The sequence below is a fragment of the Amycolatopsis ponsaeliensis genome, assembly GCF_030182635.1.
In the GTDB taxonomy this organism is placed as follows: domain Bacteria; phylum Actinomycetota; class Actinomycetes; order Mycobacteriales; family Pseudonocardiaceae; genus Amycolatopsis; species Amycolatopsis ponsaeliensis.
Map to the genome: position 1 here is coordinate 155736 of NZ_JAPZLD010000023.1, position 17790 is coordinate 173525.

The 17790-nt window shown below is 70.6% G+C and carries 11 protein-coding genes; 9 read left to right on the forward strand and 2 right to left on the reverse strand.

The annotated features are described in order from the left end of the window. Positions 1-219 precede the first annotated feature (219 nt). The 8 genes from QQ657_RS31205 (at position 220) to QQ657_RS31240 (ending at position 10040) form a co-directional block, all read left to right on the forward strand. On the forward strand, positions 220-1986 hold the full coding sequence (locus QQ657_RS31205; RefSeq protein ID WP_284745838.1) for a chitinase: 1767 nt from the start codon (positions 220-222) through the stop codon (positions 1984-1986). Then, entirely contained in the window at positions 1986-2771 is a 786-nt protein-coding gene (locus tag QQ657_RS31210; RefSeq protein ID WP_284745839.1) for an IclR family transcriptional regulator, read from the forward strand. Before QQ657_RS31205 ends, QQ657_RS31210 begins: the two co-directional genes overlap by 1 nt. Before the next feature lie 70 nt (positions 2772-2841). Continuing rightward, entirely contained in the window at positions 2842-3993 is a 1152-nt protein-coding gene (locus QQ657_RS31215; protein WP_284745840.1) for a 4-hydroxybenzoate 3-monooxygenase, read from the forward strand. 242 nt (positions 3994-4235) lie between these two features. Beyond that, positions 4236-5855, forward strand: a complete 1620-nt coding sequence (locus QQ657_RS31220) for an FAD-dependent oxidoreductase (RefSeq protein WP_284745841.1) — start codon at positions 4236-4238, stop codon at positions 5853-5855. 45 nt (positions 5856-5900) lie between these two features. Then, a complete protein-coding gene (locus tag QQ657_RS31225) occupies positions 5901-6956 on the forward strand; it encodes a LacI family DNA-binding transcriptional regulator (protein ID WP_284745842.1) in 1056 nt (351 codons plus the stop codon). Positions 6957-7049: 93 nt separating this feature from the next. Next, positions 7050-8342 carry an ABC transporter substrate-binding protein gene (locus QQ657_RS31230; protein ID WP_284745843.1) on the forward strand — a complete coding sequence of 431 codons (1293 nt, stop codon included), beginning with the start codon at positions 7050-7052 and terminating at the stop codon, positions 8340-8342. Further along, positions 8339-9223 carry a carbohydrate ABC transporter permease gene (locus QQ657_RS31235; RefSeq protein ID WP_284745844.1) on the forward strand — a complete coding sequence of 295 codons (885 nt, stop codon included), beginning with the start codon at positions 8339-8341 and terminating at the stop codon, positions 9221-9223. The genes QQ657_RS31230 and QQ657_RS31235 overlap by 4 nt, the downstream gene beginning before the upstream one ends. After that, entirely contained in the window at positions 9213-10040 is an 828-nt protein-coding gene (locus QQ657_RS31240) for a carbohydrate ABC transporter permease (RefSeq protein ID WP_284745845.1), read from the forward strand. The genes QQ657_RS31235 and QQ657_RS31240 overlap by 11 nt, the downstream gene beginning before the upstream one ends. 1743 nt (positions 10041-11783) lie before the next feature. Here QQ657_RS31240 and QQ657_RS31245 read toward each other — a convergent pair. Together QQ657_RS31245 and QQ657_RS31250 are read right to left on the reverse strand one after the other, a co-directional pair. Further along, positions 11784-13688, reverse strand: a complete 1905-nt coding sequence (locus QQ657_RS31245; protein WP_284745846.1) for a sensor histidine kinase — start codon at positions 13686-13688, stop codon at positions 11784-11786. Further along, on the reverse strand, positions 13678-14373 hold the full coding sequence (locus tag QQ657_RS31250) for a response regulator transcription factor (RefSeq protein WP_284745847.1): 696 nt from the start codon (positions 14371-14373) through the stop codon (positions 13678-13680). The genes QQ657_RS31245 and QQ657_RS31250 overlap by 11 nt, the downstream gene beginning before the upstream one ends. 172 nt (positions 14374-14545) lie before the next feature. Between QQ657_RS31250 and QQ657_RS31255 the strand changes: the two genes are divergently transcribed. Continuing rightward, a complete protein-coding gene (locus QQ657_RS31255; RefSeq protein ID WP_284745848.1) occupies positions 14546-17680 on the forward strand; it encodes a GH92 family glycosyl hydrolase in 3135 nt (1044 codons plus the stop codon). Positions 17681-17790 lie beyond the last annotated feature (110 nt).

A 17790-nucleotide genomic window follows, 5' to 3' on the forward strand; every position in this document is an offset into this window, starting at 1 on the left:
GCGGCTCCCATCGGCGGTGTCTTGAATGAGTCATTCAGGTCTTCGGAGGTCTTGAATGACTCATTCAAGACGCTCGCCGGACTCGCAGGTGCCCGTGGCCGGCGCAGGAAGAGCGGCGGGGCGAGCCGGCGCCGCCGGGCGGGGCGTCACCCTCAGCTGGTCTGGACATTTTACATATTGGTCTAGACAATATCGGTAACTCCCCGACTGGAGGACCCGATGAGGCGTTCCAGACTGTCCGCAACCCTCGCCGCCTTCGTACTGGCGCTCTCCGGTCTCGCGGCCGGTCCCGCCGAAGCGGCCAACCTCCTCGCCAACCCCGGTTTCGAAGCCGGCTCCCTCTCCGGCTGGACCTGCGCCAACGCGACCACCGTCAGCACTCCCGTGCACGGCGGCGGGTACGCCCTCGCCGGCACCCCCGTCGGCGCCGACTACGCCCAGTGCTCGCAGACCGTGTCCGTTCAGCCGAACACCACCTACACCGTCTCCGCCTGGGTGCGCGGGAACCCCGTCTACCTCGGCATCACCGGCGGCGCCTCGACCTGGTCCGGCAACGCGAGCGCCTACAACCAGCTCTCCCTCACCTTCACCACCGGCAACCAGACCTCCGCCCAGCTCTACCTCCACGGCTGGTACGGCGCCGGCACCTACTACGCCGACGACGTCGTCCTCGACGGCCCCGGCGGCAGCACCCCTGGGACTCCCGGTGCGCCCGGCACCCCGGCCACCGGCGGCGTCACGAACTCCTCCATCGCCCTCAGCTGGGGTGCCGCCGCCGGGACCGTCACCGGGTACCGCGTCTACGAAGGCAGCACCGCCGTCGCGACCGTCACCGGGACCAGCGCCACCATCAGCGGCCTGGCCGCCTGCTCGACGCACAGCTACGCCGTCGTCGCCTACAACAGCGCCGGTGAATCACCGAAGAGCTCGACCACCAGCGCCACCACCACCGGCTGCGTCGACACCGGCCTGCCGAAGCACGCGCTGATCGGCTACCAGCACGCCAGCTTCGCCAACGGCTCCGGCTACATCAGGATGGCCGACGTCCCCGCCGCCTGGGACATCATCGACCTCGCGTTCGGCGAACCGACGTCCGTCACCTCCGGGGACATCCGCTTCAACCGGTGCCCCGCCACCGAATGCCCGAACGTCGAGAGCGACGCGGACTTCACCGCCGCCATCAAGGCCAAGCAGGCGCAGGGCAAGAAGGTCCTCATCTCCATCGGCGGCCAGAACGGCCAGGTCCAGCTGACCACCGCCGCCGCGCGCGACAAGTTCGTCAGCTCCGTCTCGGCGATCATCGACAAGTACGGCCTCAACGGCCTCGACGTCGACTTCGAGGGTCACTCGCTCTCGCTCAACGCCGGCGACACCGACTTCCGCAACCCGACCACGCCGGTGATCGTCAACCTGATCTCCGCGCTGAAGTCGCTCAAGGCCAAGTACGGCTCGGGCTTCGTGCTCACCATGGCGCCGGAGACGTTCTTCGTGCAGGTCGGCTACCAGTTCTACGGCGGCTCGGGCGCCGGCGACGCGCGGACCGGCGCCTACCTGCCGGTGATCCACGCGCTGCGGGACTCGCTCACCGTGCTGCACGTCCAGGACTACAACTCCGGCCCGGTCATGGGCCTGGACAACCAGTACCACAACATGGGCGGCGCGGAGTTCCACATCGCGATGACCGACATGCTCAAGGCCGGCTTCAGCGTCGCGAACACCGGGCAGTTCTTCCCAGGGCTGCGGCCGGACCAGATCGCGGTCGGGCTGCCGGCGGCGGTCAGTGCCGGCAACGGCTACACGTCACCCGCGGACGTCCAGACGGCGGTGAACTGCCTGGTCAAGGGCAGCGGCTGCGGCTCGTACACGCTGCGCGGCGGGACGTCGCCGGCGCTGCGCGGGCTGATGACGTGGTCGATCAACTGGGACAAGTACTACAACTGGGAGTTCCAGAACAGCCACGAGCCGTTCCTGAACTCGCTGCCGTGATGCCGGGCGGTGTGCCCCGCCGCGCGAGCCGGGGCACACTGCCTGACGTGGCGAAACGAGACTCCGTGCTGACGCGCGTCGTCCGGATCTTCGAGACGTTCGAACCGGACGCGCCCGCGTTGCGCGTCACCGACGTCGCGCGGCGGGCCGGGCTGCACGTCGCGACGGCGTCGCGGCTGATCGAGGAGCTGGTCGGGCACGGCTGGCTGCTGCGCGACACCGATCGGAGGGTCCGGGTGGGCGTCCGGTTGTGGGAGCTGGCTTCGCGCGCTTCCCCGACGTTGGGGCTGCGCGAGGCGGCGATGCCGTTCATGGAGGACCTGCACGCCGTCGTCGGGCACCACACGCAGCTCGCCGTGCTGGAAGACCACGAGGTGCTGTTCGTCGAGCGGCTTTCGGCGCCCGGCGCGGTCGTCAACGTGACGCGGGTGGCCGGGCGGCTGCCGTTGCACGCGTCGTCGTCCGGGCTCGTGCTGCTCGCCCACGCACCCGCCGACCTGCAGGAACAGGTGCTGGCCGGTCCGCTCGGCGCGTTCCGCCGGACCACGCTGACCGACCCGGCGCGCCTGCGGCGTTTCCTCGCCGACGTGCGGCGGGACGGCTACGCGTACTGCGCGGGTTTCATCGACGAAGAGACCACGGGGATCGCCGTTCCGCTGCGGGGACGCGGTGGCGACGTCGTCGCGGCGCTGTCGGTGATCGTGCCCAACGACGACTCCGCGCGGATGCAGATCCCGGCGTTGCGCGCGGCGGCGCGCGGAATCTCGCGGACGCTCTCTCACTGAATGAGAATGTCGTAGTGGGCGCCGCGGTGGGTGGCCCATGCTCGGGCTCTCCGCGTGAAAGGACGTTGCCGTGCGCACCCAGGTCGTCATCGTCGGCGCCGGCCCGGCCGGGCTGCTGCTGTCCCACCTGCTCGGCCTCGAAGGCATCGACTCGGTGCTGCTCGAACGGCAGACCCCCGAGTACGTCCAGGCGCGCATCCGCGCGGGCATGCTCGAGGCGGGCACGGTCGATCTGCTGCGTGCGGTGGGTCTCGGCGACCGGCTCGACGCCGAAGGCATGGAGCACCGCGGCATCCACCTGCAGTGGCCCGGCGAGCGGCACCACCTGGACTTCGTCGATCTCGTCGGCCGGTCGGTGACGATCTACGGGCAGACCGAGATCACCAAGGACCTCATGGTGGCGCGGGAGAAGGCGGGCCGCCCGGCGTACTACTCGGCGTCGGACGTCACCCTGCACGACGTGGCGGACTCGCCGTCCGTGACCTTTGTGGACGCCGACGGTGCGGCGCGGCGGATCGACGCGGACGTGGTCGTCGGCTGCGACGGGTTCCACGGGCCGAGCCGGCTGTCCATTCCGGACGCGCGGGTCTGGGAGCGGGCTTACCCGTTCGCGTGGCTGGGGGTGCTGGCCGACGTCGCGCCGTCGGCGGACGAGCTGGTCTACGCGTGGCACCCGGACGGCTTCGCGATGCACAGCATGCGCTCGCCGCGGGTGAGCCGGTTCTACCTGCAGGTGGCGCCGGACGAGGACATCGAGCAGTGGAGCGACGACCGGATCTGGACGGCGCTGTCCACCCGGCTTGCGTTCTCCGGCTGGACGTTGCAGACGGGCGCGATCACGGAGAAGAGCGTGCTGCCGATGCGGAGCTTCGTGGCGACGCCGATGCGGCACGGAAACCTTTACCTGGCCGGGGATGCGGCGCACATCGTGCCGCCGACGGGGGCGAAGGGGCTGAACTTGGCGGTGGCCGACGTGGCGCTGCTGGCACGCGCGTTGACGGCGTCGTTCCGGGGCGACGACTCGCTTGCTGACGCGTACTCGGAGACGGCGTTGCAGCGGGTCTGGCGGTGCACGCACTTCTCGTGGTGGATGACGTCGATGCTGCACCGCCACGGCGACGACTTCGACGCCCAGCTCCAGCTCTCCCAGCTCCGCCGCACGGTGAGTTCGGTGTCCGCGGCCACGGAACTGGCCGACAACTACTCAGGCATCCCCCTGTAACCCGTGACGGAGGGGTCGACACGCGTGATTGGGGAGTCGACACGCGTGATTGAAGGGTCGACACGCCGCGCGCCCCGGACCCGCGCCGTGTCGACCCGCTAATCACGCGTGTCGACCCTTCAGACACGCGTGTCGACCTTCTGATCACGCGGCTTGTCTGGTTCTGGGTCTTGACGTCCGTCGCTTGGCGAGCGCACCATACCCGCGTAGTAATTCGAATTATCAGCGCCGGGGAAGGCTTCATGAGGGAACTGGACACGGAGATTCTGGTGGTCGGCGGGGGACTCGGCGGGGTCGCCGCCGCGCTGGCCGCGGCGTCCCACGGCCGGCGGGTCGTGCTCACCGAGGAGACCGGCTGGCTCGGCGGGCAGCTCACCGCCCAGGCCGTGCCGCCGGACGAGAACCCCTGGATCGAGCGGTTCGGCTCCACCCGCACCTACCGCGACCTGCGCGCGGGCATCCGCGACCACTACCGCCGTCACTACCCGCTCCGCGCCGAAGCCGCGAAGCGCCCGGAGCTGAACCCGGGCGCGGGGCGGGTCAGCAAGCTCTGCGGCGAACCCCGCGTGGCCCTGGCCGTCATCGAAGCGATGCTCGCGCCGCACGTCAGCGCCGGGCGGATCCACGTCCTGCGCCACCACCGCCCGGTCGAAGCGCACACCACCGGCGACCGCGTCGACGCCGTGGTCCTCGAAAGCGGCGAAGGCAAAGTCACCGTCAACGCCCAGTACGTCCTCGACGCCACCGAGAACGGCGACCTCCTGCCGCTCACCGGCACCGAGCACGTCACCGGCGCCGAATCCCACGCGGACCACGGCGAGCCGCACGCCCCCGCAAAAGCCGACCCGGCGAACCTCCAGGGCATCACCTACTGCTTCGCGGTTTCCCACCACGAAGGCGAAAACCACGTCATCTACAAGCCGGAGATGTACGGCTTCTGGCGCGACTACCAGCCGGACTTCTGGCCCGGCCCGCTGCTCGGTTTCGTCGCGCCCGACCCCCGGACGCTCGAGCCCGTCAAACGCACCTTCGTCCCGAACCCACCCGGTGACCCGCTCGCCGTGAGCGCCGACCAGAGCGCCGACGCCGGTGACAAGGAACTGTGGGCCTTCCGCCGCATCCTCGCCCGCAACCTGCACACCGACGGCGCCTTCGACTCCGACATCACGCTCGTCAACTGGCCGCTCAACGACTACTGGCTCAAGCCCGCCCTCACGATCCCCGGCCACACCACCGAAGCGGACGTGGCAACAGCTCACCACGAAGCCAAGCAGCTGAGCCTGTCCGTCCTGTACTGGCTGCAGACCGAAGCACCCCGCGCGGACGGCGGCACCGGCTTCCCCGGCCTCAAGCTCCGGCCCGACGTCACCGACACGGAGGACGGCCTCGCGAAATCGGCGTACGTACGGGAAGCCCGGCGCATCAAGGCCGTCACGACCGTCACCGAGCACGACGTCTCGGCCGAAATCCTCGGCGTCGACGGCCGGGTCCGCCGCGAGGACGCCGTCGGGGTCGGGAGCTACCGGATCGACCTGCACCCGTCGACCGGCGGGGACAACTACATCGACGTCGCGAGCGTGCCGTACGAGATCCCGCTCGGCGCACTGCTGCCCGTCCGGACGGCGAACCTGCTGCCCGCCGGCAAGAACATCGGCACCACGCACATCACCAACGGCTGCTTCCGGCTGCACCCGGTGGAGTGGAACATCGGCGAGGTCGCCGGGCTGCTCGCCGCGTTCGCCATCAGCGAGGACGTCGAGCCGCGGGACGTCAAGACCGACACACGCCTCTTCGACGACTTCGCCCGCGTACTGGACGCCGCCGGGGTGGAACGCCGGTGGCCGGAAGTGCGGGGGTACTGACCGTGCCGCCGGTAAGGTCTGACGGAGTCGCGGAGGGAGTCACGGATGACGGCGGGTTCGGGCCGGGTCACGCAGGCCCAGGTGGCGCGCCTGGCCGGCGTCTCGCAGGCCGTCGTCTCGATGGTGCTGAACGGCTCCGACAGCCTGCGCATCACCCCCGAGACCCGCGACCGCGTGCAGCAGGTGCTCCGCGAAACCGGGTACACCGTGGACATCATGGGCCGCCGGCTGCGCGGCGGGACCAACCAGATCCTCGGCGTCTTCACCTACGAGTCGGTGTTCCCGTCCGGGGTGGCCGACTTCTACCGGCCGTTCCTGCTCGGCATCGAGGAGGAAGCCGAGGCCCAGGGCTTCGACCTGCTGCTGTTCACCAGCGGTGGCCGCCGCGACGGGCGCCGCCGCATCTACGACCAGGGCACGAACCGGCTGCGCATCGCCGACGGCTCGATCCTCCTCGGTCGCCACAACGACCCGCAGGAGCTCGCGCAGCTCGTCGAGGAGCAGTTCCCGTTCGTGTTCGTCGGGCGCCGCGAGTCGCCGACCGGGCCGATCAGCTACGTCGGCGCGGACTACGTCGCGGCCACCCGTGAGGTCCACGAGCGGCTGTGGACCCTCGGGCACCGGCGGATCGGCCTGCTCAGCGTGACCGAGGAGAACGAGCCGACGCTCGATCGCCGCAGCGGGTACGAAGCCGCGGCGCGCAAGAGACGCCGTCCGCCGCTGGTGTTCCTCGAAGAGGACCCGGCGCTCGCGCTGCGGCAGGTGCTCGACGAAGGCGTCACGGCGTTGCTCGTCGAGAGCTCGGCGATGGCCGACGCCATCCTCGCGTGCGCGCACGACCTCGGCCTGGACGTGCCCGGCGACCTGTCGATCGTGGTGCTGGGCGACGCCGACCCGTCGCAGCAGCCGCACGCGCACGCCGTGCCGAGCACCGCCACGGACTGGTCGATGTTCCGCATCCCGCGTCACGAAATGGGCGGGCACGCCGTGCGCGTGCTCGTCGGGTTGCTGAAGGACCCCAAGCCCCGGCAGCTGCTGCTGCCGTGTTCGTTCCACGAGGGCGCCACCACGGCGAAACCCTCCACTGTGCACATTCACTGATCGGCGCACATCCACTGACCGGCGGTAGCGCCGGTTGACAGCCCCGCAAGCGACGCTTACGGTCGCTGCTAATTCGAATAACCAGGAGGCATCGTGGCCTACCGCAGAACCCGGTTGCTCGCCGCCGCGGCCCTGTCCGCCGTCGCACTGGCTTCGACCGCCTGCTCCGGCGGCGCCGGCGACGACACGAACATCGCGCTGCGCATGACGGTCTGGACGACCGACAAGAACCAGCTCGCCCTCTTCGACTCCATCGCCGCCGAGTACCGCAAGGCCCACCCGGAGGTCGCGTCGGTCAAGTTCGACGTCGTCCCGGGGGACACCAGCGCCTACTCGGCCGCGCTCACCACCCAGCTCTCCGGCGGCAACCCGCCCGACCTGGCGTGGATCCTCGAACGCGACGCGCCCGACTTCGTCCAGTCCGGTGCGCTCACGAACCTGAAGCCCACTTTGGACGCTGCCGCCGGCTACAACGCCGGCGAGCTGGTGCCGTCCGCGACGAAGCTGTGGACCAAGGACAGCGGCCTGTACGCCTACCCGTTCTCGACGTCGCCGTTCGGCATGTTCTACAACAAGAACCTGCTCACCCAGGCCGGGATCACCGAGACCCCGGACCAGCTGCTCGCGAGTGGACGGTGGACCTGGGACGCGGCCAAGCAGATCGCCACCCAGGTCGCCGCGAAGGACACCGGCAAGGCCGGCCTGGTCATCCGCGAGTTCGAGTACAAGCAGTGGGTGCTGCTCGCCTCGGTGTGGCGCGGCTTCGGCGCCGACGCGTGGGGCCCGGACGGCAAGACGTGCGGGTTCGCGACACCGGAGATGACGTCTGCGATGACGTTCCTGCACCAGGCGATCTTCACCGACAAGGCACTGCCCGGCCCGGGCACGACGGCGGACTTCTTCGCCGGGGAGAGCGGCCTGACCATCGCGCAGATCAGCCGCGCCGGGCTGCTGAAGGCCAAGCCGTTCGAGTGGGGCATCGTCCCGCTGCCCGCCGGCCCGAAGGCGAACGCGCAGGTCATCGGGCAGGCCGGGATCGGCGTGCCGGTGAAGGGCAAGCACGCCAAGGCCGCCGCGGACTTCCTGGCGTTCTTCACCGACCCGGCCAACTCGGCGAAGCTCGGCCAGTACTTCCCGCCGGCCCGCGACAGCCTGCTCAACGCGGCGACCCTCGCCAAGGCGAACCCGCTGTTCAGCCAGGAACAGCTGCAGAACGTCGTGGTGAACGGGATCAAGACCGGCGCGGTGCTGCCGTCGCACACCGGGAGCGCGCGGATCGCGTCGCTCGTCCAGTCCGCTTTGGACCCGATGTGGAAGCCGGACGCGAACGTGCCCGCCGCGCTGGCCGGTGTCTGCCAGGCGATCGACCCGGCGCTGAGCCAATGACCCTGACTTCGAAGAAGCGCGAGGAGCTCGCGGGGTGGATCTTCATCGCCCCGCAGGCCCTCGGCTTCCTCGCCTTCGTGGTGGCGCCGCTCGCCGCGGTGGTCTGGTACAGCTTCCAGGACGTCAACCTGCTGGCCGGCACGTCGGCGTTCGCCGGCGCGGACAACTACGCGAAGCTCTTCGACGACCCGACCGCGCCGAAGGTCGCCCGCGCCACGGCGATCTTCTGCGTCGGCCTGGTCGTGCTGAACCTGGCGCTCGCGCTCTCGCTGGCGTTGCTGCTCAACCTGAAGCTGCGCGGCACCACGGTGTTCCGGACGGTCTTCTTCTCGCCGGTGGTCGTCACGCTCGTCGCGTGGACGATCGTGTGGAACTTCCTGTTGCAGGACAACGGCGGGATCAACTCGCTGCTGCAGACCATCGGGATCGACGGGCCGAACTGGCTGCGTGGCAACGGCACCGCGATGCTGTCGGTGATCGTGGTGCAGGTGCTGAAGAACGTCGGGCTGAACATGGTGCTGTTCCTGGCCGCGCTGCAAGGGATCCCGGCGTCCATCATGGAGGCGTCGCAATTGGACGGTGCCGGGCCGTGGCGGCGGTTCCGCTCGGTGATCCTGCCGATGATCAGCCCGACGACGTTGCTGACGGCGATCATCACCGTCGCCGGCGCGCTGCAGGTGTTCGCGCAGATCCAGGTGCTGACCCTCGGCGGGCCCGCCGACAGCACCAACGTGCTGGTGTTCTACTTCTACCAGCAGGCTTTCGCCAACCACGACCTCGGCTACGGCTCCGCGCTGGCCGTCGTGCTGTTCCTCGTCATCCTCGTGCTCACGCTGCTGCAGTGGCGGATGCGGAAGCGGTGGGTGTTCCATGAGTCGTAGGGCCAAGATCGCCTGCTACGTCGTGATGGTCGTGCTGGCCGTGCCGTTCGTGTTCCCCACCTGGTGGATGATCACGGCGTCGCTGCTGCCAGCCAACGAGGTGCTCGCGTACCCGCCGAAGCTGTTCCCGGCATCGCCGCAGTGGGAGAACTACAAGACGGCGTTCACGGACTTCCCGTTGGCGCAGCAGTACTTCAACAGCCTGTACATCGCCGTGCTCGTCACGCTCGGCACGATGTTCTTCTCCTCGCTGGCCGGGTACGCGTTCGCCCGCATCCGGTTCCGCGGCGAGAAGCTGTTCGGGCTGATCCTCATCGGGCTGATGGTGCCGAGCGAGGTCACGATCATCCCGCTGTTCCGGCTGGTCGACGACCTCGGGCTGACCAACACGCACTGGCCGCTGATCGTCGTGCCGATCTTCGGCGCGCCGAGCGTGCTGGCGACGTTCGTGATGCGGCAGTTCTTCATCACGATCCCGGGCGAACTCGAGGAGGCCGGGCGGCTCGACGGGCTCTCGCGGTTCGGGCTCTACCGCCGTGTCGCACTGCCGATCGCCAAGCCCGCGCTGGCCGCGGTCGCCATCTTCACGTTCCTCAACACGTGGAACTTCTTCCTGGAACCGCTGGTCTACCTGACCGACAAGAGCATGTTCACGCTGCCGGTGGCGCTGACGCAGTACGTCGACGTCTACGGCGGTCACCTCTGGAACGTCCAGCTCGCCGCCGCGACCACCACGGTCGTGCCGGTCCTGGTCGTCTTCATCATCGCGCAGCGCCAGTTCGTCGAAGGGCTCGCCCAGAGCGGCCTCAAAGGCTAGGAGGCAGTCGTGATCGAACGCAGAACATTCCTCGGTGGTGCCGCAGCCGCCGCACTGCTCGGCTTGGCGGGCGCTCGGGCGGCGTCGGCCGCCGTGCCGCCGCCGGCGGGGCCGTTCCCGCCGCTCGCCCCGCTGCCGCCCGGCGCGCCGAACCGGCGGCTCTTCTCGCCCGCGGAGCAGCGTTTCGCGCCCTACCTCGCCATTTTGCCGGGCATTGTCAACGATGTCAGCACCGATCCCGCCACCCTGGGCTTCTTCGGTGGCGGCTGGTGGCGGACGCCGAGCGAGCCGTACAACGCCCGCGTCCAGGAGCACGTCTACACGCTGAGCTGGTTCTACGCGAACCGGCGGCCGTGGAACCCGTACTACCTGGACCCCGCCCTGCGGAACCGGCTCGAAGCGGCGATCGCGCACTACCTGAACCTGCAGCACGCCGACGGCTCGTTCCCGGAGTACTCGATCACCGAGAAGTCCAAGGCCGCCACCGGGTTCGGCCTGGGCTACCTCGCCAAAACGCTGGCCAACCTCCGCCAGGTCAACGCGCTGCCCGCCCGGCGCACGCAGCTGGAAGCCGCGCTGCACCAAGGCATGACGTGGTTCCTCGACCCGGCCAACCCGATCTGGGCGCACCCCATCGAGTACGCCAACCAGAACACGTCCGGGCTGTCGTCGTCCCAGCTGGCACTCAAGCTGAACCCGGACGCCGCGCTGGCCAAGCAACTGCACGACCGGATCGAGTTCCTCGCGGCGAACGGCCAGAGCCCGGCCGGGTTCTTCTACGAGCCGACCGGGATGGACGTCAACTACAACTTCGAGGTGATGCTCCCGGAGCTCGCCGAGATCTACGCGCTGACCCGCAACCGCACGGTCGTCGGGATGGCCCGGAAGTTCGCGGACTGGTTCGGCCACAACGTCGTCCGCGAACCGGACGGCTCGGGCTCGCTGACCTACGTCGCGACGTCGAGCCGTACCCACGTCTCCTACTACGACGACGTCATCCCGGATCCCGACCGGACCAACCTCGCCTCGCTGTTCGTGCCGGAGGTGCCGGACCTGGCCGCGTTCTTCACCACCCGCGAGGACCGCGCCGAGACGCGCCGGCAGTGGGCGAAGACGCCCGGCCCGGCGATCGGTCCGGCCAAACAGGACACTTCGCCGCGCATCCTCGCGCACGTCTCCTACGGTGAGGCTTTCCCGTCGCACGGCGAGAAGCAGGCCTCGATCCGGCAGCTGCCGTACCTGCGCTCGACCGACTTCGCCGTCCAGCGCCGGGACGACGAGCTGAACCAGACCTACGTCTACGTCCGGCGCCCGCAGCTCTACCTGGCGGGTTTCTGGGGCACGCGGCCGTCGACCTACGTCCGGGGCGCGCAGGGCATGCTGTGGCATCCGCGGGCGGGCATGGTCGTCCACTCGCAACAGGACGACACGCAGTGCTGGGCCAGCCTGCTCCCGAACGGCAGCCCGGACGCCCGCGGCCTCCTGGACGCGACGTACGCCATCGGCGACCGCACCTGGGACGGCAGCCGCAAGGTGCCCGGGTCCGCGCCGGTCGTCGTCCGGTACGGCCTGGACACCCGGATCCGCACGGACCTGACGATCACGCGCGACACCGTCACCCGCGCGGTCCGGGGCACGACCCCGCTCACCGAGCAGATCCCGCTGGTCCTGCACCCGGGCGACGACGTGCGCTTCGCCGACGGCACGCCGGTCGCCTATGGTGCCGACGCGAGCGCGACGGCGTCAGGGCTGACGATCCGCCGCGGCGGCACGACGATCACGATCGGCTGGGGCACGTCCCTGGGCGCGACCGTCACCGCCACCGCCGTCACCTTCCTGCGCGACGGCGCCCGGCGGCTGCACGTCCTGCGCGTCCCGCACCCCGGGACCCTCACCACGGAGATCCGGCTTCGGTAGCCGGACGGTGAACGTCGACCCGGCGTCCACTTCGGACTCCGCGGTCACCGTGCCGCCGTGCGCCTCCACCAGGTGCCGCACGATGGCGAGGCCGAGCCCGCTGCCGCCGGTCTGGCGGTTGCGGGACTTCTCGGCCCGCCAGAACCGGTCGAACACGTGCGGCAGGTCCGCGGCGGCGATCCCGGCTCCGGTGTCCGCGACGGCGATCACCACCTCGTCCACAGTGGACGACACGTGGATCGTCACGCGGCCGCCGGCCGGCGTGTGCCGGACCGCGTTGGTGACCAGGTTGGAGACGATCTGACGCAGACGCACCGGGTCGGCCTCGAGCCCCGTTTCGCCGTGGGGCGACACGGTGAGCGTGACTCCGGCCGCGGCGGCCCGGTCGGCGTGCGCGGCGGCGACGTGGCCGGCCAGCTCGGCCGCGTCGACCGGCTCCGGGTGCAGCCGCAGCCGGCCGGCGTCGGCCGCGGCGAGGTCCTGCAGGTCCTCGACGATGTGCTGCAGCAGCACGGTTTCTTCGAGCAGCGACGTCGACAGCGCCCGGTCGAACGGCAGGTGGCCGTCCTCGGCGGCCTCCAGCCGGCCGCGGATGACGTTGAGCGGGTTGCGCAGCTCGTGGGCGATGTCGCTGACCATCGCCTTGCGCTGCTCCTCGATGCGTTCGCGGCGGGCGGTGAGGTCGTTGAAGGCGGTCGCGAGGTAGCCGACCTCGTCGCGGGACTTCACCGGCGCCGGCCGGTCCTGCTGCGCCGCCTCGGTCAGCGCGCGCAGCGGCCGGGACAGCCGGCGCGCGACGAGCACCGTGATCGCGGCCGCCAGCACCAGCACGCCCCCGGTCACCGCGAGGATCCGCGTCAGGTTCTCCTGGGACAGCGTGAACGTCGGCAGCTGCGACCCGCCCGGGCCGAGCGTGAAGAGCAACGCGGGCGGCGCGACGAACGGCGTGAGCTGCTCGCGGCGGGCCGAGTCGAGGCAGCGCTGGCTCGCCCCCTGGTCGGAGCCGGCGAGCAGTTCGAGGTCGAGGTCCAGTTTCACCGGGTCCGCGCCCTGGCTCTGCAGGCAGCGGTTCACGGCTTCGTTGAGGCTGTCGAGCGCGGCCTGCTCGGTCGGGGTCGGTATCGCCAGCTCGTAGATCCCGCACTTGGCCGCGAAGTAGCGGACGCTGAGCGGGTCGGTCCCGGTGAGCTGTGCCCGCCCGCTCGCCGACTCCCGCACCTGGCCGTCGATGCCCAGCGACTCGAGGCAGGCGATGGCCTTCCTGGCCAGGCCGTCGACGTCGTCGCGTTCCTTCGGCGGCAGCCGGAACGGGCCCACCGCGCGCGGGTCGATGCCGCTGGTGCCGGCCTGGGGCAGCAGCACCGCGTCGACGTGCAGCGGGTCGACCGACGCGGTCGCCTTCACCGGCAGCGTGACCGGCGCGCCGCCGGAGTCGCCGAGGACGCGGCGGTCGAGGGTGGTCAGCACGATCCGCCGGCCGGTCTGGTCCGACAGCGCCTTGAGCTTCGGCCCGACCTGGTCCCAGGTGTGGTTGGCCGCCGCGAAGCCGAGCACCTCGGTGTAGATGGTCGCGTCGCCGGAGAGGGCCTGGCCCTGCTCCTGCTGGATCGCGCGGGTGGTGGTCTGCACGGCGAGCCACGCGGTCGCGGCGATCGAGCCCAGCGCGATCAACAGGGAGACGGCGGTCAGCCGGACGACGAGACTGCGCCTGAGCGGGAAGCTACGTGTCATCGTCCGCCGTCAGCTTGTACCCCACGCCGAACACGGTCCGCAGGTAGACGGGGTTCTGCGGGTCCGGCTCGAGCTTCTTGCGCAGGTTGAGCACGTGGACGTCGATGATCCGGGTGCTGACGAACCGGTCGTCGCCGCGGGTGAGCTCCAGCAGCTGCCGGCGGGTGAACACCCGGCCCGGCTGCCGGATCAGCGTCTCGAGCAGCTGGAACTCGCCCGGCGTGGTCTCGACCGGGCGGCCGTCGATCGACACCTCGTGCCGGACCGGGTCGAGTCGCAGCGCGCCGGCACGCAACCCCGTGTCGGGTGGCTCGCTGCGCGCGGCCGTCCGGCGCAGCAGCGTCCGGACGCGGGCCATCAGCTCGCGCGGGCTGTAGGGCTTGGTCAGGTAGTCGTCGGCGCCGAGGTCGAGGCCGAGCAGCAGGTCGTCCTCGGTCGCGCGGGCCGTGAGCATCAGGACCGCGACGTCGGACTCGCCGCGCAGGATCCGGCAGACGTCGAGGCCGTCGACCTTGGGCATCATCACGTCGAGGACCAGCAGGTCGGGCCGGTCGCGGCGGGCCTCGTCGAGGGCCGCCCGGCCGTCCGGAGCCAGCACGACGGTGTGACCTTCGCTCTCGAGGTAGAGCCGGAGGACCTCGGCCTGCTTCTCGTCGTCCTCGGCGACCAGTACACGTGCGCACACGGCGTCGAGGTTAGGCGCCCTGACACCGCTGCCACCCGATCCTGACCGGATCTTCATACCTCCGGGCACGAGCCAGGTCTTTGTCAAAGTGTTGACCCCGGGCCCGTCGGCAGGCAAAGGTCGGATGAAATGGTCGGCGTCGATCGGGAGGCACCCGGTGCGGTTGAGATTCATGGCAGCTCTCGTGACGACGGCGGTGATCGGGGCACCCGTCGTCGCTTCGGCGGCTCCGACAACGATGTCACCCGGATCTCCGCTGGTCAGCGATCCGTCGGCGTATGTCGACCCGCTGATCGGGACCGGCCGGGGCGGCAGTTCGGTCGGCGAGATCAACAACTTCCCGGGCCCGGCGGCGCCGTTCGGGATGATGCAGTTCTCGCCGGACACGCAGGGCGCGTACGCCGGCTACCAGTACCACAGTGATCAGATCCGAGGTTTCAGCCTCGACCACGCCTCGGTCGGCTGCAACGCGTTCGGCGACGTGCCGATCCTGCCGGTCACCGGCGACGTCGGCAGTGCGCCCTGGGACCGCGTCGAGCACTTCACCCACGACGACGAGAAGGCCGAGCCGGGCTACTACGCCGTGACGCTCGCCGACTCGAAGGTGCGGGCCGAGCTGACCGCCACGACCCGCACCGGGCTGGCGACGTTCACCTACCCGGCCGGGGCGACGCCGCAGGTACTGGTCAAGGGCGGTGCGAGCCTCGCGGGGAACTCTGCCGCCACTCTGAAGATCACCGGTGACCGCGAGGTCAGCGGCTCGGCCACCACCGGCAACTTCTGCGGCAAGCCGAACAAGTACACCGTCTACTACGCCATCACCTTCGACCAGCCGTTCACCGCGCACGGCACCTGGGACGGCTCCAGCGTCAAGCCGGACACGGACAGCGTCGACTCGCCCAAGGCGGGCGCGTACCTGACCTTCGGTTCCGGCACCGTGCACGCCAAGGTCTCGATGTCCTATGTGGGCGTCGACGGCGCGAAGGCCAACGCGGCCGCGGAAGTCCCGGGTTTCGACTTCGCCGCCGTCCGGAAGTCCACTCGGGACAAGTGGACGCAGGCGCTGGGCAAGATCCGGGTAGCGGGGCGCGATGCGGATCAGCTCAAGACGTTCTACACGTCGCTGTACCACTCCCTGATGCACCCCAACACCTTCGACGACGCCGACGGGCGGTACATCGGCTTCGACGACCAGATCCGGACGTTGCCGAAGGGGCGTCACCAGTACGCGAACTTCTCCGACTGGGACACCTACCGCTCGCTCGCGCCGCTGCACGCCATGCTCTTCCCGAAGGAAGCCAGCGACATGGCGCAGTCGCTGACGAACGACGCCGTGCAGGGCGGCTGGTGGCCGCGCTGGCCGATGGCGAACGACTACACCGGCCAGATGACCGGCGACAGCTCGGTCGCGCTCATCTCCAACCTCTACGCGTTCGGCGCCCGGGACTTCGACGTCAAGACGGCCCTGAAGTACCTGGTCAAGGGTGCGACGTCGGTGGACGACACGCCTGGTGCGTACCAGGAGCGTCGCGGCATCGCCGACTACGTCGCCCGCGGGTACATGCCGAACAACGACGCCTCGCGCGGTGACCACGCCCGCGTCGGCGCGTCGATCACCCTGGAGTGGGCGATCGACGACTTCGCCATCGCCCAGCTCGCGCAGGGCATCGGCGACCGCGACGTCGCGCGCGAGTTCACCAAGCGCGGCCAGAACTGGCAGAACATCTTCAACCCCTCGACGGGCTACCTCCAGCCGCGCGCGCAGGACGGCCGTTTCCCGGACGGCCCGGCGTACGTCCCGCCGCCGCCCGGCAAGTTCGGCCAGGACGGCTTCGACGAGGGCAACGCCGCGCAATACACCTGGCTGGTGCCGCAGGACCCGGCCGGCCTGGTGACGGCGATGGGCGGGCCGGCCGTGGTGTCACAGCGTCTCGACACGTTCTTCCAGAAGCTGAACGTCGGCCCGAACGAGCCGAACATGTGGGCCGGCAACGAGCCCGACTTCGGCGTCCCGTTCCTCTACAACCACGTCGGGCAGCCGTGGAAGACGCAGCAGGTCGTCCGCGAGATCGCGACGACGCTGTTCAGCGCGACCCCGGACGGCGAGCCCGGCAACGACGACCTCGGCGCGCAGTCGTCGTGGTACGTCTGGGCCGCGCTCGGCATCTACCCGGGCACCCCGGGGACGCCGGACCTGGTCGTGCACAGCCCGCTGTTCGAGCGCGCGGTGCTGTCCCTCCCGAATGGACGGACGATCGACATCCGCGCGCCGAAGGCGTCTTCGGGCACGCCGTACGTCCACGACCTGGCGCTGAACGGCCGTGACTGGGACCGCACGCACCTGCCCGCGAACACCGCGCGCGACGGCGGGCGGCTGGACTTCGCGCTGCAGTCCACTCCGGACAAGCGGTGGGCGGCGGACTCGGCCCCACCGTCCTATCGGGACGACGAGCTGCCGTTCCTGGCGTCGGCGACCAACCAGGTCGTCGTCGAACCCGGCACGAGCGGCGAGGCCGCAGTGAGCGGGCAGCGGCTCGGCGGGCACGACCGCGTGCTGGACGTCGCCACGCAGGCGCCGGCCGGGATCACGGTCACCGGTCCCCGCCAGTTGCGGCTCGACGACCGGACGGGCAGCGGCACCGCGAAGCTGACGGTCGCGGTGGCGGCGGGGACACCCGAGGGCTACTACCAGGTGCCGGTGACGGTCCGCGGCGGCGGGAAGTCGGTGCCCGGTTCGGTGATCGTGCTGGTCGCGCCCAAGAACGGGCTCGCCGCGGCGTACGCGAACGTGGGCATCTCCGACGACGGCGACACCGGTTCGGCCGACATCGACGGGGCCGGGAACAGCCTGTCCCGGCAGGCACTGGCCGCGGCCGGTCTGGTCGGCGGGAAGGCGTCCCAGGCGGTGGGGACGACGTTCACCTGGCCTGCGGCGCCGGCCGGACGCCCGGACAACGCCGTCGCGGCCGGGCAGACGATCCAGCTGTCCGGGACCCGACTGTCGTTCGTCGGGACGGCCTCGAACGGCGACCACCGCGGCGCCGCGGTGGTCACCTTCACCGACGGCACCACCGCCCAGGCGGACCTGTCGTTCGGCGACTGGGTGTTCCCGGGCGGCGGCACGGACCCGGTGTTCGGCAACACGCTGGTGGCCCGCACGGACCACCGCAACCAGCCGGGCGGCCCGGGCGGCGGGGCGTCGGTGTACGCGACGACGCCGTTCGACGCCCCGGCCGGGAAGCGGATCGCCTCGGTGACCCTGCCGTCCGACCCGGACCTGCACGTGTTCGCGATCGGCCTGGCCTAGCGGGTCGGGGGGGGGGGGGGGGGGGTGGGGAAAGAGTTTGACGCCCCAACGCCCCCCCCCCCCGCCGGCCCCCCCCCCCCCCCCCCCGGGGGGGGGGGGGGCGGGGGGGG

Excerpts from the sequence above, each read along its gene's own strand:
- QQ657_RS31235 (WP_284745844.1), top strand. The coding sequence starts at position 8,339 with ATGACCCTGACTTCGAAGAAGCGCGAGGAGCTCGCGGGGTGGATCTTC.
- QQ657_RS31225 (WP_284745842.1), top strand. The coding sequence starts at position 5,901 with ATGACGGCGGGTTCGGGCCGGGTCACGCAGGCCCAGGTGGCGCGCCTG.
- QQ657_RS31240 (WP_284745845.1), top strand. The coding sequence starts at position 9,213 with ATGAGTCGTAGGGCCAAGATCGCCTGCTACGTCGTGATGGTCGTGCTG.
- QQ657_RS31220 (WP_284745841.1), top strand. The coding sequence starts at position 4,236 with ATGAGGGAACTGGACACGGAGATTCTGGTGGTCGGCGGGGGACTCGGC.
- QQ657_RS31255 (WP_284745848.1), top strand. The coding sequence starts at position 14,546 with ATGGCAGCTCTCGTGACGACGGCGGTGATCGGGGCACCCGTCGTCGCT.
- QQ657_RS31205 (WP_284745838.1), top strand. The coding sequence starts at position 220 with ATGAGGCGTTCCAGACTGTCCGCAACCCTCGCCGCCTTCGTACTGGCG.
- QQ657_RS31210 (WP_284745839.1), top strand. The coding sequence starts at position 1,986 with ATGCCGGGCGGTGTGCCCCGCCGCGCGAGCCGGGGCACACTGCCTGAC.
- QQ657_RS31245 (WP_284745846.1), bottom strand. The coding sequence starts at position 13,688 with ATGACACGTAGCTTCCCGCTCAGGCGCAGTCTCGTCGTCCGGCTGACC.